Annotated in this window: 20 protein-coding genes; 13 read left to right on the top strand and 7 right to left on the bottom strand. The window is 72.8% G+C overall.

Translation table 11 applies throughout. The features are described 5' to 3' along the window. Positions 1–11: 11 nt before the first annotated feature. From ACIRJT_RS05290 to ACIRJT_RS05280, 3 genes are read right to left on the bottom strand one after another with little or no spacing between them, the layout of a single operon-like run. Positions 12–659, bottom strand: coding sequence for a TetR/AcrR family transcriptional regulator (locus ACIRJT_RS05290; protein ID WP_403904775.1), 648 nt, complete (start codon positions 657–659; stop codon positions 12–14). Then, positions 656–1,336: a DUF4166 domain-containing protein gene (locus tag ACIRJT_RS05285; protein WP_403904774.1), complete on the bottom strand. Its 681-nt coding sequence runs from the start codon at positions 1,334–1,336 to the stop codon at positions 656–658. The genes ACIRJT_RS05290 and ACIRJT_RS05285 overlap by 4 nt, the downstream gene beginning before the upstream one ends. Beyond that, on the bottom strand, positions 1,333–2,025 hold the full coding sequence (locus ACIRJT_RS05280) for a hypothetical protein (RefSeq protein WP_403904772.1): 693 nt from the start codon (positions 2,023–2,025) through the stop codon (positions 1,333–1,335). The genes ACIRJT_RS05285 and ACIRJT_RS05280 overlap by 4 nt, the downstream gene beginning before the upstream one ends. Positions 2,026–2,178: 153 nt before the next feature. On the opposite strand from ACIRJT_RS05280, the gene ACIRJT_RS05275 reads away from it, so the two are divergent. Genes ACIRJT_RS05275 through ACIRJT_RS05265 form a run of 3 tightly spaced genes read left to right on the top strand, consistent with a single transcriptional unit; the run spans position 2,179 to position 4,530 of the window. Beyond that, positions 2,179–2,856 (top strand): ABC transporter permease, encoded by a 678-nt coding sequence (locus ACIRJT_RS05275; RefSeq protein ID WP_403904769.1) that lies wholly within the window; start codon positions 2,179–2,181, stop codon positions 2,854–2,856. A 55-nt stretch (positions 2,857–2,911) separates the two neighbouring features. After that, the gene (locus tag ACIRJT_RS05270) at positions 2,912–3,583 is read left to right on the top strand and encodes an ABC transporter permease (RefSeq protein ID WP_403904767.1); all 672 of its coding nucleotides are present in this window, start codon (positions 2,912–2,914) and stop codon (positions 3,581–3,583) included. Then, on the top strand, positions 3,580–4,530 hold the full coding sequence (locus ACIRJT_RS05265; protein ID WP_403904764.1) for an ABC transporter substrate-binding protein: 951 nt from the start codon (positions 3,580–3,582) through the stop codon (positions 4,528–4,530). The genes ACIRJT_RS05270 and ACIRJT_RS05265 overlap by 4 nt, the downstream gene beginning before the upstream one ends. A gap of 13 nt (positions 4,531–4,543) precedes the next feature. Here the strand turns inward: ACIRJT_RS05265 and ACIRJT_RS05260 are convergent, their stop codons facing one another. Beyond that, positions 4,544–5,449, bottom strand: coding sequence for a nitroreductase/quinone reductase family protein (locus ACIRJT_RS05260; RefSeq protein WP_403904761.1), 906 nt, complete (start codon positions 5,447–5,449; stop codon positions 4,544–4,546). Between the two features lie 296 nt (positions 5,450–5,745). Between ACIRJT_RS05260 and ACIRJT_RS05255 the strand changes: the two genes are divergently transcribed. Beyond that, positions 5,746–6,045 carry a DUF2087 domain-containing protein gene (locus tag ACIRJT_RS05255; RefSeq protein ID WP_403904760.1) on the top strand — a complete coding sequence of 100 codons (300 nt, stop codon included), beginning with the start codon at positions 5,746–5,748 and terminating at the stop codon, positions 6,043–6,045. A 13-nt stretch (positions 6,046–6,058) separates the two neighbouring features. On the opposite strand, the gene ACIRJT_RS05250 is transcribed toward ACIRJT_RS05255, so the two are convergent. Both ACIRJT_RS05250 and ACIRJT_RS05245 read right to left on the bottom strand, forming a co-directional pair. After that, complete coding sequence (locus ACIRJT_RS05250) at positions 6,059–6,883, bottom strand: aldo/keto reductase (RefSeq protein WP_403904757.1); 825 nt, start codon at positions 6,881–6,883, stop codon at positions 6,059–6,061. 152 nt (positions 6,884–7,035) lie between these two features. Continuing rightward, a complete protein-coding gene (locus tag ACIRJT_RS05245; RefSeq protein WP_403904755.1) occupies positions 7,036–8,199 on the bottom strand; it encodes an ABC transporter ATP-binding protein in 1,164 nt (387 codons plus the stop codon). A 151-nt stretch (positions 8,200–8,350) separates the two neighbouring features. On the opposite strand from ACIRJT_RS05245, the gene ACIRJT_RS05240 reads away from it, so the two are divergent. After that, positions 8,351–9,646 (top strand): alpha/beta fold hydrolase, encoded by a 1,296-nt coding sequence (locus ACIRJT_RS05240; RefSeq protein ID WP_403904753.1) that lies wholly within the window; start codon positions 8,351–8,353, stop codon positions 9,644–9,646. 63 nt (positions 9,647–9,709) lie between these two features. On the opposite strand, the gene ACIRJT_RS05235 is transcribed toward ACIRJT_RS05240, so the two are convergent. After that, positions 9,710–10,282, bottom strand: coding sequence for a rhodanese-like domain-containing protein (locus ACIRJT_RS05235; protein WP_403904750.1), 573 nt, complete (start codon positions 10,280–10,282; stop codon positions 9,710–9,712). 170 nt (positions 10,283–10,452) lie between these two features. Here ACIRJT_RS05235 and ACIRJT_RS05230 point away from each other — a divergent pair, with 170 nt between their 5' ends. The 8 genes from ACIRJT_RS05230 to ACIRJT_RS05195 all read left to right on the top strand — a co-directional run bounded on the left by ACIRJT_RS05230 (position 10,453) and on the right by ACIRJT_RS05195 (position 18,852). After that, positions 10,453–11,184 (top strand): PIG-L deacetylase family protein, encoded by a 732-nt coding sequence (locus ACIRJT_RS05230; RefSeq protein WP_403904747.1) that lies wholly within the window; start codon positions 10,453–10,455, stop codon positions 11,182–11,184. A gap of 87 nt (positions 11,185–11,271) precedes the next feature. Further along, positions 11,272–11,871, top strand: a complete 600-nt coding sequence (locus tag ACIRJT_RS05225; RefSeq protein ID WP_003964368.1) for a helix-turn-helix domain-containing protein — start codon at positions 11,272–11,274, stop codon at positions 11,869–11,871. Between the two features lie 120 nt (positions 11,872–11,991). Then, positions 11,992–12,957, top strand: a complete 966-nt coding sequence (locus tag ACIRJT_RS05220; protein ID WP_403904745.1) for an NADPH:quinone oxidoreductase family protein — start codon at positions 11,992–11,994, stop codon at positions 12,955–12,957. Beyond that, a complete protein-coding gene (locus ACIRJT_RS05215; protein WP_403904743.1) occupies positions 12,954–14,147 on the top strand; it encodes an acyl-CoA dehydrogenase family protein in 1,194 nt (397 codons plus the stop codon). The genes ACIRJT_RS05220 and ACIRJT_RS05215 overlap by 4 nt, the downstream gene beginning before the upstream one ends. Continuing rightward, positions 14,144–15,262 carry an acyl-CoA dehydrogenase family protein gene (locus tag ACIRJT_RS05210; RefSeq protein ID WP_403904740.1) on the top strand — a complete coding sequence of 373 codons (1,119 nt, stop codon included), beginning with the start codon at positions 14,144–14,146 and terminating at the stop codon, positions 15,260–15,262. Before ACIRJT_RS05215 ends, ACIRJT_RS05210 begins: the two co-directional genes overlap by 4 nt. 134 nt (positions 15,263–15,396) lie before the next feature. Next, the gene (locus ACIRJT_RS05205) at positions 15,397–17,013 is read left to right on the top strand and encodes an ABC transporter substrate-binding protein (protein WP_403904738.1); all 1,617 of its coding nucleotides are present in this window, start codon (positions 15,397–15,399) and stop codon (positions 17,011–17,013) included. Between the two features lie 23 nt (positions 17,014–17,036). Next, positions 17,037–18,002, top strand: coding sequence for an ABC transporter permease (locus tag ACIRJT_RS05200; protein WP_403905454.1), 966 nt, complete (start codon positions 17,037–17,039; stop codon positions 18,000–18,002). Next, entirely contained in the window at positions 17,995–18,852 is an 858-nt protein-coding gene (locus tag ACIRJT_RS05195) for an ABC transporter permease (RefSeq protein WP_403904735.1), read from the top strand. The genes ACIRJT_RS05200 and ACIRJT_RS05195 overlap by 8 nt, the downstream gene beginning before the upstream one ends. Positions 18,853–18,857: the final 5 nt, after the last annotated feature.

The raw sequence follows: 18,857 nt of genomic DNA, 5'->3' as shown, positions 1-18,857 counted from the left end.
AGCCGCCTTCCCTACGCGCTCCCCGTGCGCCGCAGCCGGTGGCGTACCGCCCGTCGGGCGACCGGGCCGAGCTCGTCCAGCACCCCGGCCAGCGCGGCGAGCTGCTCCAGCGCGTCGAAGGCGCGCCCGGCCCCCGCGGGGTCGACGCCCTCGTACAGCTCCAGGCCCACGAACGACCCCGTCACCGCGCGGGCCAGGCCCACCGGGTCGGTGAACTCGCCCAGCGGCGAGTCCGCCAGGATCCGGGTGAGGACCTGCTCGATCTCGGCCGTCCACAGGTCGAGCCCGGCGGCGGTCGCGGGCGCCAGTCGGGGTTGGGTCTGCGCTCCCGCGAGCACCTGTGCGAGGAAGGCGACATGGCCGCCGGCCCGCTCCTCCTCGTGCAGCTCGCGCCCGCACTTCAGCAGCTCGGCGAGGGTGGTGACGGCCGCGAGCCGGTCGCGGTGACGGGCCACCCGCTGCTCCGCGCCGTACCGGCAGGCCGCCGCCAGCAACTCGTCGACCGAGCCGAAGTGGTAGAAGACCAATGCCTGGTTGACCCCGGCCGAGGCCGCCACCGAGCGGGCCGACGTCTTGGCGATCCCCTGTTCGGCGAGGGTGCGCAGCGCGCCCTCCAGGAGTTTCGCCCGGGTGTCCGCCCCCGCGGCGCTCCCCGTCACGCCCGGGCCTCCTCGCGGACCGGGCGCAGGCCTGCCCGTATGCCGTGGCGCAGGGCGTCGACATAGCGGGCGCGGAACGTTCCCTCGTATCCGAACAGCGGGCCGAAGCGGCGATTGGTCACCGCGACCCGGATGCGGAAGCGGCCCGTGGCCTCGTCGAAGGACTCGCGGACCTCGGCGTCGCCCCCGACCAGCCGAGGGACCCGGACGTCGAGGGGCCCCTCGCGGAAGCGGTGTTCCCCGGAGCGGATGAGCAGGGAACCGTCGGGCTCCGCGGTGAGGCGCAGGTCGGTGGCCAGGTGCTGGTGGGTGCCGAGGTAGTCCAGTACGCAGGACCGCTCGGGGCTGTGCACCATCGTGGCGTCGAAACGGCGCGGACCGCCCGGCAGGGCGAACGTCCGGACGAAGGTCACGGTCTCCCGGCCGTGGGCGTCGGTGTACGGCACGTTCTCGATGGTGAACGGGACGTCGTGGCCCGTCCTCGGCACCAGGATGTTGCGTGTGCCGCCCAGAGCGAGGAACGGCTTCACGAACGCCCGACCGTGCCAGATCCGGTCCATGGAGCCGCGCCCGACGCATGCCTCGCCGCTCTCCAGGCCGACCGAGAAGCGCCGTCGCAACTGCGGGTGGAGCCGGGCGAAGTCGTCTCCCATCGCACGGGCGAATATCGAGGTCACGGGCGCTCCAGGCGGGCGAGGAGGGACGGGGCGACGGCAGGGCGGCCGGGTGGTCTGCGCAGGCAGCGGCGCGCGGCGGGCGTGCGGGGTGACGGGGGTACCGACAGGGCGAGCAGGGCGGTCGGCAGCACGGCCGCCGGGCCGAGTGGGAGGGCGGCCGCCACGGTGAGGACCCGTGCCAGGACCTCCGCCAGCGCGTACGCCAGCGACCGGGCCGGGCTGATGTCGCGCTCGCACCACAGACGCAGGCGGTCGAAGGACCAGGCGGTCGCCCATCCCATCAGCGGTCGGAACACCAGCCGGTCCGCGACCGCGCCGAAGCGGCCCCAGCGGGTCCGGTAGTCGTAGCCGGTCAGGAAGCGGATGCCGTCGGCGGTGGGAACGTAGCGCCAGTAGCCGCTGCCCTCGGACAGCGGCGACAGCTTCTCCGAGGAGGCGAAGCGCAGCGCGGAGACCCGCTCGCCGTCCTCCCGGTGCCGCTCGCCCGCGCTCGTCCCGCTCCCCGCGACGGTCAGGAAGGGCAGCACCCGGGTCGCGTAGCGGAACCGCTGGGCGGAACCCGGCGGGCCGGGCAGGTGGCTGATCTCGGTGAAGCGCAGATCCCACCGCTGGTGCTGGGCGGGCTCCTGCGTCCGCTGCCACAGGCGCTCCGGATCCGTGCGGATCAACGCCTCTACGTACAGGCCCATGTGTGCCCCCGGGTCGGCCACGAGGGGTTTGAGCGACTGCTCAACCCTCTCCGTCCGCCAGGACGCTACCAGAGGAGGTTGAGCACCCGCTCAAACCCCTCGAACGGCGGCCCCCGACGCGCGACGGGGCCCCTGCCACGCTCGAATGGACGGGTGACGGCGCCCCCGGACGACTGCCTCGCCCGCAACGAGTGGATCTGCGGGGCCTACCTCTCCAGCCGCCGCGAGATCCTGGTGGACGCGGTGCTGCAACACCTCCAGCTGACGGGCGCCGCGGTGGCCATCGCCCTGCTGCTCGCGGTGCCCCTGGCGGTCGCCGCCCGCCGATGGCGCTGGGCGGCCGGCCCGCTGCTGGGGCTGACGGCGATCCTGTACACGATCCCGTCGCTGGCGATGTTCTCGCTGCTGCTGCCGCTGTACGGACTCTCCGCCGCGCTGGTGATCGCGGGGCTCGTCCTCTACTCCCTGACGCTGCTCGTCCGCAACATCCTGGCCGGGCTCCGCGCCGTTCCCGAGGAGACCCGGCAGGCCGCACGCGGCATGGGATACGGGCCGCTGCGCCTGCTGCTCGCCGTGGAGCTCCCCCTCGCGCTGCCCGCCGCGATGGCCGGGCTGCGCATCGCCACCGTCTCCGCGGTCTCCCTGGTCACCATCGGGGCGATCGTCGGCCACGGCGGACTCGGCAACCTCATCTACTCCGGCATGAACACCTACTTCAAGGCCCAGGTGCTCACCGCCTCCGTCCTGTGCGTGGTCATCGCCATCGCCGCCGACCTGCTGCTCCTGGGAGCGGGACGGCTGCTGACCCCCTGGACCCGGAGGCGGTCGTGAACCCACTCGTCAGCGGGGATGCGGGCGTGAACACGCTCAGCCGGGGGAGGCACGTGTGAACACGCTCTCCGACGCCTTCTCCTGGCTCACCACCACCGCCCACTGGTCCGGCCCGGACGGAGTCTGGAACCGGCTCGGCGAACACCTCTACCTCACCGTCGTCTGTCTGCTCATCAGCTGTCTGATCGCGCTGCCCGTCGCGCTCGTCCTGGGCCACCTCGGCAAGGGCGGCGCGCTCGCCGTCAACCTCTCCAACATCGGCCGGGCCGTGCCGACCTTCGCCGTACTGGTCCTGCTCCTGCTCACTCCCATCGGGACGCACGGCCAGTGGTCGACGATCATCGCGCTTGTGCTCTTCGCCGTGCCGCCGCTCCTCACCAACGCCTACGTCGGGATGCGCGAGGTCGACCGCGACGTCGTCCGGGCCGCCCGGGGCATGGGCATGACCGGCCGCCAGATGCTGCTGGGCGTGGAACTCCCGCTCGCCCTGCCGCTGATCCTCACCGGCGTGCGGATCGCCGCCGTCCAACTGGTGGCCACCGCCACCATCGCGGCGCTGGCCGGCGGCGGGGGGCTGGGCCGGATCATCACCGCGGGCTTCAACCTCGCCTCCACCCCGCAGGTGGTGGCCGGAGCGATCCTGGTGGCCGTCTTCGCGCTGCTCGTCGAGAGCGTCTTCGAGGCCGGGCAGCGGCTCGTCCCGCGGCGTGGACGGGAGGCCGCGTGAACCGCGCCCGCCGGGCCCTGGCCGCGCTGGCCCTCCTCGCCGCCACAGCCTGCACCGCGGGCCCGGCGCTGGAGAACCAGGGCGAGGTCACCGCACCGCCCGGCGACAGCAGGCACCTCACCGTCGGATCGGCCGGCTTCACCGAGAGCGACCTGCTGGCCCAGCTCTACGCGCTGCTCCTGGAGCACGCCGGGTACTCCGCCGACATCATCTCCGTGACCAACCGCGAGATCTACGAACCAGCCCTGGAGAACGGCCAGATCGACGTGGTGGCGGAGTACGCGGCGACCTTCGCCGACTGGCTGAACGCCAAGGCCAACGGCGCCGACGCGCCCCCGGTCGGATCGCCCGACCTCGCCACCACCATGAAGGAGCTGCGCTCGCTGGCCCCTCCGCGCGGCCTCACCGTCCTCGACCCCGGCAGGGCCGTCGACCAGAACGCCTTCGCCGTCACCGCCGCGTACGCGAAGGAACACGGACTGAGAACCCTCAGCGACGTGGGCGCCGCGAAGCTGCCCGTACGGCTGGCGGCGGGCGACGAATGCGTCCAGCGGCCCTACTGCGCACCCGGCCTGCGCGAGACGTACGGCATCGACGTCGTCGCCGTCGACCCGAAGGGAGTCGGCACCACCCAGGCCAAGCAGGCGGTGCAGAGCGGTCAGGACCAGATGGTCCTGACCACCACGACCGACGCCACACTGGACCAGTTCGGCCTCGTCCTGCTGGAGGACGACAAGAAGCTCCAGAACGCGGACTACGTGGTTCCCGTCGTCAACCGCGCCCGCGCCGGGAGCACCGGGGTGCGCGACGCCCTCGACCGGCTCAACACCGTGCTGACCACCGCCGACCTGGCCTCGATGAACGAGCGGGTCGACAGTTGGCGCAGGCTGCCCGAGGACGTCGCGCGCAGCTACCTGGAGGCGGAGAAGCTCCTCCCGAAGGGCTGAGCCTCCCGACGGCTCAGGAGGCGGGCGTTGCCGGGGGCCAGGGCACACCGGCCAGCAGGGGCAGGATGTGTTCCTCCTCGTAGTCGAGGTGGGCGGTCAGCTCCTCGGTCATCCGTGCCAGTTCGGCGCGGAAGCGGTCCGGCTCCGCGATCGCCACATCGGCCAGCAGGGTGGCGAGCGCCGCCTGTACGGCCCCGATGCTCCGGTGTTCCTCCCGCAGCCGGTCGAAGACGTGCCCCAACTGGGGGTGGTAGCCCTCCATCGTCGGGAACATATGGCCGTCCTCGGCCGTGTGGTGGAACTCCAGCGCCTGGCAGAACGCCAGGCAGCGCTGCCGGATCCGGAGCCCGAGACCGGGTGCGGGCGGTTCGCCTCCGCCGGGGTGGGAAGCCCGCGCGCCGAAGTGCGCCTCCGTCTCGTCGTGCACGTGGCGCAGTTGGCCGCGCAGCCAGGTGTGCACCTCCACCAGCTTGTCGGCGAGCGACGCGATCACAGGGGCCGTCGTGTCGGGCTCGGGCGATTCCAGGACCACGACCGGCAGCAGCCGGTCCGTCGCGTCCTGGTAGTCCGCGTACCCGGGCGCTTCGGCGACCACCCGGGCGAAGAGTTCGTCGCGTCGGGTTCCTTCGGCCGGTACGGCGAGGGACTCGAACTCCTCGTCCCCCAACTCGACCCGCACGGTGGGACGGGCGAGGAGATTGCGGTACCAGTCGGGGTGGAGCGGTGCGCCGAGGTTGGAGCCGACGACGATCAGCCGGCGGCCGTCGCGTACGTATCCGAGTGGTGTGGTGTGCGGCTTCCCGGAGCGGGCTCCGGTGGTGGTCAGCAGGAGGAGGTCGGCACCCTCGAAGGGGCCGCCGACCTTCCCCGCGTTGGCGCGGAACTCGGTGATCACGGACTGCTGGAAGGCATGGGGCATGGAGGTCTGGGTCTCCCGGAAGGAATGCGGGCAGGCGATGGCCCGGCGTCGCGGAGTGCCCGCGGCGAGGCGTTCGGAGGTCGAGGTGCTCAGAGGCAGGGGGCGATGAGTGGACTCATGGCGTCATCCCTGGGAAGAAGGTGCTGGCTTGACCGCCGGCCGGCCCAGATCTCTCTGGCCGACGTCACGCCGCACGTGCACTATCAGAACCCGGGCGGTACGGGTCTGTCAACGCGAGGTCGGGCAACGTCGAAAAGGCGTTGCCCGACCTCCGGACGCCTGCGACGCTTCCGGCCATGCCCGCCGAACAAGAGACTGCTCCGTCGACGTCCCGGACTCCTCGCACCCATCGGGTCGAGGCGCTCTTCTCGCACGGCCGCCTGGTCGCGATCCCGCGCAAGGAGGCCCGGCGGGAGCAGTTGCTCGTGCACCTCGCCGACACGCTGTTCGTGCGGGAGCGCTCGTACACCGAGCGCGAGGTGAACGAGGCGCTCCTCACCCTCCACGAGGACTGCTCCGCGCTGCGCCGCTACCTCGTCGTGGCGGGGCTGCTGGTCCGGCCCCGGGACGGCAGCAGCTACCGCCGCGGGCGCTGACCGGTGATCCGGGTCAGTTGAGGGTGTCGGGGTCCGGGCCGGTGCGCATGCCGCGGTCCAGGGCGGCGACGGCGTCCATGTCCGCGGCCGACAGCTCGAAGTCGAAGACGTCGATGTTCTGCCGGATCCGCTCGGGCGTGACCGACTTGGGGATGACGACGTTGCCGAGCTGGAGGTGCCAGCGCAGCACCACCTGGGCCGGGGACTTGCCGTGCCGCTCGGCGATGGAGACCAGTGCCGCCTCCTTGAACAGGGCGCCCTGGGCCAGCGGGCTCCAGGCCTCGGTGGCGATGCCGTGCTCGGCGTGGAAGGCGCGCAGCTCGGCCTGCTGAAGGCCCGGGTGCAGCTCGATCTGGTTGACGGCCGGGACGAGCGTGCCCGTGTCCAGAAGCCTGCGCAGATGGGCGGGCTGGAAGTTGGAGACTCCGGCCGCGCGGATCTTGCCGTCGGCGGCCAGCTTCTCCAGGGCGCGCCAGGATTCCGGGTACAGGTCGTGGGCGGGCGTCGGCCAGTGGATCAGGTAGAGGTCGACGTGATCGAGGCCGAGCTTGGCCAGGCTCGCGTCGAAGGCGGCGAGCGCCGCGTCGTAGCCCTGGTCGGCGTTCCACAGCTTCGTGGTGACGAACAGCTCCTCGCGGGGGATCCCGGAGGCGGCCAGCGCACGGCCGACGCCGGCCTCGTTGCCGTAGATCGCCGCGGTGTCGATGGACCGGTAGCCGGCCTCCAGCGCGGTGGAGACGGCGGCGGTGGTCTCCTCGTCGGGCACCTGGAAGACGCCGAAGCCGAGCTGGGGGACGGCCACGCCGTTGTTGAGGGTGACGGCGGGGACGGTGGACATGTGACGGCCTTCCGGTAGAGCGGTGCAGCGGTGTGCCTCGTGCGCGCCGTCCGCCGTAAATCCCGACGTGCGACGCTTACTGGCGTCCACAATAATTGCGTACGCGGGTTATATGCAAACGCGGGCAAGGTGTGGCGGGCCGCCCCCGCCCCCTACGCGTCCGCCACGGAATCGAACTCCACCTCCTCGCGGCCCACTCCCTGCGCGTCGGCGTCCACCGACCGGCGCAGCGCCTCGTGCAGTTTGGCGGGGGTCAGCACCCCGAGGAACCGGGCCCCGTCCAGCACCGCCACCCATCCCGCGTCGTGCTGGAGCATCTCGCTGAACGCCTGCTTCAGCGGGGCGCCCACCGGCACCCACGCGTCCATCCGGCGGGCCAGGCCGCCCACCGTCTCCTCCTCCCCGGCCGACCGCAACGCGTCCGCCGACACCCAGCCGTGCAGCTCGCCCGTCCCGTTCAGGACCACCGCCCAGCGGGCCCCCGCGGTCGCCAGCCGGGCCGCCGCGGCCCCGGCGTGCTCCTCCAGCCGGGCCACCGGCGACTCCTCCAGGTCCTCCGGCTCGATCGCGGTGACCGACAGCCGCTTCAGCCCCCGGTCGGAGCCCACGAACCGGGCCACGTACGGAGTCGCCGGGGTGCCGAGCACGGCGGCCGGGGTGTCGAACTGCTCGATGCGTCCCTCCCCGTACACCGCGATCCGGTCGCCCATCCGCACCGCCTCCTCGATGTCGTGGGTCACCAGGAGCACCGTCTTGCGCATCCGCTGCTGGAGTGCCAGGAACTCGTGTCGCAGCCGCTCCCGCACCACCGGGTCCACCGCGCCGAACGGCTCGTCCATCAGCAGCACCGGCGGATCCGCCGCGAGCGCCCGCGCCACGCCCACCCGCTGGCGCTGCCCGCCGGAGAGCTGCGCCGGATAGCGCGAGCCGTACGTCCCCGGGTCCAGGCCCACCAGGTCCAGCAGCTCCGCCGCCCGCTCCCGGGCCCGGGCGCGCTTCCAGCCGACCAGTGCCGGAACGGTCGCGGTGTTGTCCAGGACGGTCCGGTGCGGGAAGAGGCCCACCTGCTGGATCACATAGCCGATCCGCCTGCGCAGCTTCACCGGGTCGATCCCGGCGATGTCCTCGCCGCCCACCAGGATCCGGCCCGAGGTCGGCTCGATCAGCCGGTTCACCATCATCATCGTGGTCGTCTTGCCGCAGCCGGACGGGCCCACCAGGGTCACCAGCTCGCCCTCGTTCACCTCGAAGGTCAGCCCGTCGACCGCCGTCGTCCCGTCCGGATAGACCTTGCCGACCTGCTCGAACCGGATCATGTCTGAACGCTAGAAGCGCCGCGGCCGCCGCGCACACGGGCCGGGACCGTCCGGGGCATCCCCCGAGGACCCCTTGGCCGGACCGGTGCGGGCATGTGCTGAACTGGCCCTTTCGCCCGGATCGGCCCGCACCTCGGAATCAGGAGTTCCCGTGAACAGTTACCGCCAGCCCGGCGTCGTCCTCACCGACCGGCGTTTCACCGTGCCCCTGGACCACAGCGACCCCGGCGGCGAGCAGATCGAGGTCTACGGCCGGGAAGCGGTCGCCACCTCCCGGGCCGGCGAGGAACTGCCCTGGCTGGTCTACCTGGAGGGCGGCCCCGGCTTCGGCGCGCGCCGGTTCGTGGGCACGGAGGCCTGGCTCGGCCGCGCCCTGCGCGAGTTCCGGGTGCTCCTGCTCGACCAGCGCGGCACCGGACTGTCCACCCCGGCCAACCGGCAGACCCTCCCGCTGCGCGGCGGCCCGCGTGAACAGGCCGACTACCTCGCCCACTTCCGCTCCGACTCCATCGTCCGCGACTGCGAGCTGATCCGGCCGCAGCTCACGGGCGGAGCACCCTGGACGGTACTCGGCCAGTCCTTCGGCGGCTTCTGCGCCGTCCACTATCTCTCCACCGCACCGGAAGGGCTGAAGGCGGTCCTGATCACCGGTGGGCTGCCCTCGCTGGACGCGCACGCGGACGACGTCTACCGGGCCGCGTACCCCCGTATCGAACGCAAGGTCGCCGCCCACTACACCCGCTATCCCCAGGACGTCGAGCGCGCCCGCGCGATCGCCGCGCACCTCGCCGAGCACCGGCCCGAGAGCGCCGGGCACCGGCTGACGCCCGAGGGCTTCCAGTCGCTCGGCATCATGCTCGGCTCGGGCAGCGGCAGCCACCAGCTCCACTACCTGCTGGAGAACGCGTTCGTCCGCACCCCGGGCGGCACCGAACTCTCCGACGCCTTCCAGGAGGCCATGCGCACGGCCGCCTCCTTTGCCGGGCACCCGCTCTACGCCCTGCTCCACGAGGCCATCTACGGACAGGGCGAGCGCCCCACCGCCTGGGCCGCCGAGCGGGTCCGGGGCGAGTTCCCGCAGTTCGACGCGGCGAAGGCGCTGGCGGGCGGCGGCCCGGTCCTCTTCACCGGCGAGACCATCCACCCCTGGCACTTCGACGTCGACCCGGCCCTGCGCCCGCTTCGCGAGACCGCCGAACTGCTCGCACAGCGCACCGACTGGCCCGTGCTGTACGACCCCGAGCGGCTCGCCGCCAACGAGGTCCCGGTCGCGGCGGCCGTCTACCACGACGACATGTACGTCCACACCGAGGACTCGCTGCGCACCGCGGCGGCGATCCGGGGGGCGCGGACCTGGGTGACGAACGAGTACGAGCACGACGGCGTGCGCGCCGGCGGACCCCGCGTCCTGGACCGGCTGCTGGCGCTGGTGCGGGACGAGGCCTGACCGGCCGGGCCCCGCGCACCCGCCCCGGGGCCGGCCGGTCGTGGACCGGCCCGCCCCGCCGGATCAGCGCTGGAGCTCCTCCAGCGTGGCGTCCAGGTCGCCGGCGGCGCGCGGGGCCCGGTTGTGCGGCAGCTTCGAGAGGGCCGCGGCCATCCCGCAGGTGTTGCTGAGCGCCGAGTACACCAGGCCCGCGCCGATGCCCGCCGACAGCCAGCGTGCCGCCGGGACGCGGATGCCCGCCACCAGCCCCGCCACCACCAGCGAGCCCGCCGCGAGCCGGACCTGACGCTCCATGGGCCAGGTGGTGCGCGCGCCCTCGGGACGGTCCAGGCCGCGGCCGTCGCCCTCCCAGGCCGACGTTCCGCCGGTCAGCGTCACGGCCTCGATGTCCGCTCCCGCGAGGATCTCGCAGGCCCGTGTGGACCGGACCCCGGAAGCGCACACCACCAGCAGCGAACCGCGCGCGGAGGCGGACTTGAGCGCGGGCAGCGCGTCCGGCAGCTTGTCGAGCGGAATGTTCAGGGCGCCGGGGACATGTCCGGCGGCGTATTCGCCCGGAGCCCGCACATCGATGACGGTGAACTCCTCCAGACGGGCTGCGGCCTGGGCGGGGGAGAGGGAGGCGGGGCTGGGCACGAGCGGGTTCCTTTCGTTCGCCGGAGCGGTGGGTGGGGGGCACCCCTCACCGGGCCCGGACAGGCCGGGTGAGCCGTGTCCGCGGTGAGCGTCACCGGACTCCAGCGTCGCACGCCCGGTGCCGGTGCCGGGAAGCCTGTGCGGTGACGGCACGTTGGTAGCCTGACGATATGACGCAGTTACTCGAACCCATGCCCGTCGACTGGCAGCGCGCCCTGGCGGTGGTCGCCCATCCCGACGACCTGGAGTACGGAACGTCCGCGGCCGTGGCGGAATGGACCGACGGTGGCCGTGAGGTCGTCTACCTCCTCGCCAGCCGCGGCGAGGCCGGGATCGACACGCTGTCGCCCGAGGAGTGCGCGCCGGTGCGCGAGCGGGAGCAGCGGGCCGCCGCCGCTGTCGTCGGAGTGCGGACCGTGGAGTTCCTGGACCACCGCGACGGCGTGATCGAGTACGGCACCGGCCTGCGCCGCGACATCGCCGCGGCCATCCGCCGGCACCGCCCCGAGCTGGTGGTCACCGTCAACCACCGGGACACCTGGGGAGGGGTCGCCTGGAACAGCCCCGACCACCGCGCGGTGGGGCGCGCCGCACTGGACGCGGTCGCCGACGCGGGCAACCGCTGGATCTTCCCGGAGCTTGGCGAGCGGGGGCTCGATCCGTGGGACGGGGTGCGCTGGACCGCCGTGGCGGGCAGCGACCGGCCCACTCACGCGGTCGACGCGACCGCCGGTCTCGAACGCTCGGTCCGGTCGCTGCTGGAGCACCGCACCTACATCGAGGCGCTGACCCAGGAGGAGCCGGAGCGCTACTGCCGAAACCTCGTGGAGGACCTGACGAAGGAGGCGGCCGAGCACTTCGGCGGCCGGCCGGCGGTGACGTTCGAGGTCTTCGCCGGTTAGGGGGTGTCCCCTTGAGGGCTGCCCTGCGGCTGCCGTCGCCCGACTTGGCAGGTTGACAAACAGGCTTGCCGATTCTGCAATGGCCGCATGAAGGAACACGACCGGGACGACCCGGAACTGGAATCCGTCCTCTCCGGCGTCGGCCCCCGCCTGCGGCGGCTGCGCAAGGACCGCGGGGTCACCCTCGCCGCGCTCTCGGCCGCCACCGGCATCTCCGTCTCCACGCTCTCCCGGCTGGAGTCCGGCGGCCGTCGCCCCAGCCTGGAACTGATGTTGCCGATCGCCCGCGCCCACGAGGTGCCGCTCGACGACCTCGTGGGGGCAGCACCGGTCGGCGATCCGCGAGTACGGGCCAAGCCGATCGTGCAGCACGGCCGGACCATGCTGCCGCTGACCGCCCGGCCGGGCGGTCTCCAGGCGTACAAGCTGATCCAGGAGCCCGGCAGCGGCGGCCCGCCGGAACAGCGGACGCACGAGGGGTACGAGTGGCTGTTCGTGCTCTCCGGGAAGCTGCGGCTGCTGCTGGCCGAACACGATCTGGTGCTGGAGCCGGGCGAGGCCGCCGAGTTCGACACCCGGCTGCCGCACTGGTTCGGCCCGGCCGAGGACGAGACGGTGGAGTTCCTCAGCCTCTTCGGTCCGCAGGGCGAGCGCATGCACGTGCGGGCGAAGCCGAAGCGCGCCTGAAGCCCGGGGGTGGGGCCCGCGGTGTTCCCAGATCGGCAAGCGACCGCTTAGTATGCGACGCAGCAGTGGTAATGCCGACCGCGGCAGCGGTTGCAGCCGACAGTGTTGTGGAGGCCCCTCATGCAGGCATGGCGAGTGCACCGGAACGGCGAGCCGGGCGAGGTGATGCGGCTGGAGGAGACGGACCGGCCCGTGCCCGGCGACGGGCAGGTGCTCGTCGAGGTCCGCGCGGCGAACGTCAACTTCCCCGACGCCCTGCTCTGCCGGGGCCAGTACCAGGTCCGGCCGCCGCTGCCCTTCACCCCGGGCGTCGAGGTGTGCGGCACCACCGAGGACGGGCGGCGTGTCCTCGCCACCCCCGCCCTGCCGCACGGCGGCTTCGCCGACTTCGTGGTCGCGGACGAGGCGGCCCTGCTGCCCGCACCCGACGCGCTGGACGACGCCGAAGCGGCCGCCCTGCACATCGGCTACCAGACTGGTTGGTTCGGCCTGCACCGTCGCGCCCGCCTCCAGCCCGGGGAGACCCTCCTCGTCCACGCGGCGGCCGGAGGTGTCGGCAGCGCCGCAGTCCAGCTCGGCAGGGCGGCGGGCGCGAAGGTCATCGGCGTCGTCGGCGGCCCGGAGAAGGCGGCCGTCGCCCGCGAGCTCGGCTGCGACCTGGTCATCGACCGGCGGAGCGAGGACATCGTCGCCGCCGTGAAGGAGGCCACCGGCGGGCGCGGCGCGGACGTCGTCTACGACCCGGTCGGCGGCGACGCGTACGCCAAGTCCGTCAAGTGCGTCGCCTTCGAGGGACGCATCCTCGTCGTCGGTTTCGCCAGCGGCGTCATCCCCACCCCGGGCCTGAACCACGCCCTGGTGAAGAACTACTCCGTCGTCGGGCTGCACTGGGGCCTGTACAACACCAAGGACCCGGCCGCCGTCCGTGCCTGCCACGACGAGCTGACCAAGCTGGCCGAGCAGGGCATCGTCACCCCCCTGGTCAGTGAGCGCGTCGCGATGGCCGAAGCGGCCGACGCCGTCCAGCGTGTCGCCGACGGCACCAGCACCGGCCGCATCGTCGTCCTGCCCGGAGGCGCCCGATGAGTCCCGCTGTCGACGCCGCCGAGGTGCGCCGCCGCACTCGCGAGCTGCTCGCCGCGCACCCGCCCGCCACCACCGACCGCACCGACTTCCTGAAGGCCCGCTTCGACGCCGGCCTGGCCTGGGTCCACTACCCGGAGGGCCTCGGCGGACTGGACGCGCCCCGCTCCCTCCAGCAGGCCGTCGACTCCGAACTCGCCGCCGCCGACGCACCCGACAACGACCCGCGCCGCATCGGCATCGGCCTCGGCATGGCCGCGCCCACCGTCCTCGGCTTCGGCACCGACGAGCAGAAGCGCCGCTTCCTGCGCCCGCTGTGGGTGGGGGAGGAGGTCTGGTGCCAGCTGTTCAGCGAACCCGGCGCCGGATCCGATCTCGCGGCCCTGGCCACCCGTGCCGTCAGGGACGAGGGCGGCGACTGGATCGTCGACGGCCAGAAGGTCTGGACGTCCAGCGCCCACCTGGCCCGCTGGGCGATCCTCATCGCCCGCACCGACCCGGACCTGCCCAAGCACCGCGGTATCAGCTACTTCATCTGCGACATGACCGACCCCGGCGTCGAGGTGCGGCCGCTGCGCCAGATCACCGGCGAGGCCGAGTTCAACGAGGTCTTCCTCACCGGCGTACGCATCCCCGACGGCCACCGCCTGGGCCCCGTCGGCGAGGGCTGGAAGGTCGCCCAGACCACCCTGATGAACGAGCGCGTCTCCATCGGCGGCTCCCGCATCCCGCGCGAGGGCGGCATGATCGGCCCGGTCGCCCGGACCTGGCGCGAGCGCCCCGAGCTGCGCACCCCCGACACCCACCAGCGCCTGCTGACCCTCTGGGTGGAGGCCGAGGTCGCCCGGCTCACCGGCGAGCGGCTGCGCCAGCAGCTCGTCGCCGGACAGCCGGGACCCGAGGGCTCGGGCATGAAGCTCGCCTTCGCCCGGCTCAACCAGGAGATCAGCGGCCTGGAAGTGGAACTGCTCGGCGACGAAGGCCTGTTGTACGGCGACTGGACCATGAGCCGCCCGGAGCTGGTCGACTTCACCGGACGGGACGCCGGCTACCGCTATCTGCGTTCCAAGGGCAACTCCATCGAGGGCGGCACCAGCGAGGTCCTGCTGAACATCGTGGCCGAGCGCGTCCTCGGACTGCCCTTGGAACCCCGCAACGACAAGGGCGTCGCCTGGAAGGACCTGAGCCGATGACCGCGCCCGCCCAGCCCCCCGTCACCCCCGACCTGCTCTACTCCAGGGACGAGGAGGACCTGCGCTCCGCCGTGCGCGCCCTCCTCGCCGACCGGGCCGACGCGCCGACGGTGATCGCGGCGACCGAGTCCGACACGCCGTACGACCAGCGGCTGTGGTCCTCGCTCGCCACCGGCATCGGCGCGGCAGGACTCCTCGTCCCGGAGAAGCTCGGCGGCCAGGGCGCGTCGCACCGCGAGGCCGCTGTGGTGCTGGAGGAGCTGGGCCGGGCCGTGGCCCCCGCCCCGTATCTGACCAGCTCCGTCGTGGCCACCGAGACCCTGCTCGCGCTGGGCGCGGCGGACGGACCGGCCGCCGCACTCCTGGGCGAGCTGGCCGCCGGAGCCCGTACGGCGGTGCTCGCCGTGCCCTTCGCTACCCCGCCCGCCGGGGCGGAGGCGACGCGCGCCTCACTGGACGGGACGGTACGCGGCGTCGCCGACGCGGCGGTGGCCGACGTGCTGCTGGTGCCCACCGCCGAGGGCCTGTACGCCGTCGAGGCCACCGACCCCGGCATCGCCGTCCTCCCGCTCGTCCCGCTCGACCTGACCCGGCCGCTGGCCGCCGTCACCCTGACCGGGGCCGCCGGGACTTTGCTGGCCGAAGCGGACGCGAGCGCCGCCGCCGTACGGCGCGGACTGCTCGCCGGGGCCGGACTGCTCGCCTCCGAACAGCTCGGCCTCGCGGAGTGGTGTCTGACCGAGACCGTCCGGTACACCCGGGAACGCCACCAGTTCAACCGGCCCGTGGGCTCGTTCCAGTCGCTCAAGCACCGGATGGCGCAGCTCTGGCTGGAGGTCGTCTCGGCCCGCGCCGCCGCCCGCAACGCCGCCGACGCCCTCGCCACCCGGAGCCCCGACGCCCCGCTCGCGGTCGCGGTGGCCCAGGCGTACTGCTCCGGCGTCGCGGTCCACGCCGCCGAGGAGTGCGTACAGCTGCACGGTGGGATCGGCATGACCTGGGAACACCCGGCGCACCTCTATCTGAAGCGCGCCAAGGCCGACTCGATCGCGTACGGCACGGCGGGCCGCCATCGTCGGGCCGTCGCGGAGCTGGCGGAACTGCCGGCCCCGTAGGGGCGTCCTCGGAGGCAGCGACCCTGGTGCACCCGTCTCGTCTGTCGAGGCGGGCTGTACCAGGGTCTTTTACGTGCTGTTTAATTGCACACTGTTCGCAATTACAGCCGATCTTGAACAGGGATGTGCAGACTATGACGGCCCGATCGATACGGGTGGCGGTCGCCGCCACGATGGCCACCGCCCTGTCCCTGACCGCAGCCGCCTGCTCGAACCCGGACACCGCCAAGAGCGGATCGGGATCGGGGTCCACCTCGGCGGTCGTCGGCATCGCCTACGAGCCCGACAGCCTGAGCCCGCTGCTCGGCTACGGCAAGGACGGCAACTCCAAGATCTTCGACGGACTGCTCGCCCTGGACGCGGACATGAAGCTCCGCCCTGCCCTGGCCGCCGAGCTCCCCGAGGTCAGCGCCGACGGTCTGACGTACACGTACAAGCTGCGCCGGGGCGTGAAGTTCAGCGACGGGAAGCCGTTCGGGGCCAAGGACGTCGTCTTCACCTACCGCACCATTCTCGACGAGAAGACCAACAACGCCTCCCGCACCGAACTGGACGCCGTCGAGGACGTCACGGCGAAGGGCGAGGACACGGTCGTCTTCACGCTGAAGTACCCCTACGCGCCGTTCGCCCAGCGCACCGTCCTGCCCATCGCCCCCCAGCACGTCGCGGGCGAGCAGGATGTCAACACCGGGGCCTTCACCACCCGGCCCATCGGCACCGGGCCCTACGTCCTCACCAAGTGGTCCAAGGGCGAGAAGCTCAGCTTCACCGCCAACCCCCACTACTGGGGCGGCGAGCCCGAGGTGAAGAAGTTCACCATGGCGATCATCAAGGACGACGACGTGCGCGCCACCCGGCTGCGCTCCGGCGACCTCGACGGCGCGATCCTGCCGCCCAACCTCGCCAAGGGCTTCGCGGAGGACAAGAGCAAGAAGACCATCGCCGCGACCACCTACGACTACCGAACCGTGACCCTCCCGACCCACAACAAGGTCGCGGGCGACACCGCCGTGCGCCGCGCCCTCGACATCGCCGTCGACCGCGAGACCATGGTCGACGCCATCCTCAACGGCGACGGCAAGCCCGCCTACGGGCCCGTCCCCACCGACAGCGAGTGGTTCACCCAGGGCACCGAGCGCCCCCACGACCTCGCCGCCGCGAAGAAGATCCTGGACGAGGCCGGCTGGAAGCCCGGCAAGGACGGCGTCCGGGTCAAGGACGGCGTCCGCGCCGCCTTCCCGCTCTGGTACCTCACCGGCGACAAGCTCCGCCAGGAGCACGCCCTCGCCTACGCCTCCGACGCCAAGAAGGCCGGTATCGCCATCACCGCCGAGGCCGGCACCTGGGAGGTCATCGAGCCCCGGATGAAGCACGACGCCGTGCTCGCGGGCGGCGGATCGCCCGCCGACCCCGACTTCGACCAGTACACCCTGCTGAAGTCCTCCCTCGCGGGCGACGGCTTCAACAACATGGCCTGGTACGACAACAAGGCCGTCGACGCCGCGATCGAGGCCGGCCGCCGCAGCGGCGAGGCGGCCGAGCGCAAGAAGGCCTACGACACCGTCCAGCGCGAGCTGGTGAAGAACCCGGGCTACACCTTCCTCACCCACATCGACCACCTCTACGTCGTCGACGACCGCTTCGGCCCCCTCACCACCCAGGTCGAGCCGCACGACCACGGGCTGGCCTCCGGCCCCTGGTGGAACGTCGAGAAGTGGTCCACCGAGGGCGCCGGAGGCTCGAAGAAGTGAGCCGACGCCTCCCCTGGGGGCCGATGGCGCGGATGGCGGGACGGCGGGCCCTGTTCGCCGTCCCCGTCCTCGGCGTCGTCACCTTCGGCGTCTTCGCCGTCGCCGCCGCGTCCCCGTTCGACCCGGTCAAGGCCTACGCGGGCACCGCCGGGCTCACCGCATCGCAGGAGAACCTCGACCAGTTGCGGGCCAACCTCGGCGTCGACCAGCCGCTCGTCGCCCGCTGGTGGGACTGGCTGACCTCGGCGTTCCAGGGCGACCTCGGCGACTCCAGTGTGATGCGCCAGCCGGTCGCCGACGTCATCGCCGAGCGCATGGGCTGGTCCGTCCTGCTCGCCGCCACCGCCTTCCTCGTCGCGATCCTGCTCGGCACCGGCCTCGGCGTCCTCGCCGCCCGCAGACCCGGCGGCTGGCTCGACCGGTGTGTCAGCTCCGCCGCCTACACCCTGGAGGCCGCCCCCGCCTTCTGGCTCGGGCTGCTCGCCATCTGGTTCTTCGCCCTCAAGCTGGACGTCCTCCCGGCCGGCGGACTCACCGACGCCGCCAGCGACGTCGTCACCTCTCGTCAGGTCGCCTCCCACCTGGTGCTGCCCGCCGCCGTCCTCGGCGTCTCCCAGCTGCCGTGGTTCTTCCTGTACGTACGCCAGGGCGTCGCCGACGCGCTGGCCGAGGACCCGGTGCGCGGCGCCCGCGCCCGGGGGCTGAGCGAGCGCACCGTGCTCCTCGGCCACGCCCTGCGCTCCGGGATGCTGCCGATGCTCACCCTGATCGGCTCCCGCGTCCCCGAACTCATCACCGGCGCGCTGCTCGTGGAGACGGTGTTCAGCTGGCCCGGCATCGCCGCCGCCACGGTGGAGGCCGCCACCTCGGTGGACTTCTCCCTGCTCGCCGCGCTCACGGTGCTCGCCACCGCCGCCGTGCTGTTCGGCAACCTGCTCTCCGACCTCCTCTACGGACTCGCCGACCCCCGGGTGGCCTTCGATGGCTGAGACCGCGCTCGCCCTCCCCGGCCGCACCACCCGCCGCGTCCGGATCGTCACCTCGGCCACGATCGTCATCGCCGTCGCGCTGGCCGTCCTCGTCGTCCCGCCGCTGGCCCAGCTCGACCAGCAGGCCGTCGACCTGGCCAACAAGCTCGACCCGCCGTCCCTCGCCCACCCGTTCGGCACCGACGACGTCGGCCGCGACCTCCTGCTGCGCTGCGTCTACGGCCTGCGCGTATCGCTGCTCGTCGGCCTGGTCGCGGCCCTCACCGCCACCGTCATCGGCACCGCGATCGGCGCGCTCGCCGGGGCGTTCGGCGGCTGGACGGACCGGATCGTCATGCGGGTCGTCGACGCCCTGTCCTCCGTGCCCCACCTGCTCCTCGGCATCTTCATCGTCGCGATGTTCCGGCCCGGCGTCTGGCCGGTGATCATCTCGGTGGCCCTGACGCACTGGCTGTCCACCGCCCGGATCGTCCGCTCGGAGGTGCTCTCGCTGCGCTCGCGCCCCTTCATCGACGCGGCCGTCTCCGGCGGTGCCTCCCGCACCCGGGTCATCGTGCGGCACCTGCTGCCCGGCGTGCTCCCGCAGGCCGGTCTGGCGGCGGTGCTGATGGTGCCGCACGCGATGTGGCACGAGTCGGCGCTCTCCTTCCTCGGGCTGGGGCTCCCGGCCCATCAGGCGAGCCTCGGCAACCTCGTCCAGTCGGCGCGCGGTTCGCTGCTCGCGGGGGACTGGTGGCCCACCCTCTTCCCCGGCCTCTTCCTGATCATCCCGACCCTCGCGCTCGCCGGCCTCGCCGGAGCCTGGCGCGACCGGATCAACCCGCGCCGGAAATCGGAGCTGATGCTGTGACCCGC

Origin of the sequence: Streptomyces sp. NPDC102283 (assembly GCF_044766265.1) — a bacterium.
In the GTDB taxonomy this organism is placed as follows: Bacteria; Actinomycetota; Actinomycetes; order Streptomycetales; family Streptomycetaceae; genus Streptomyces.
The sequence above is the reverse complement of the archived record's forward strand: the minus strand, read 5'-3'. Positions and strand labels throughout refer to the sequence as shown.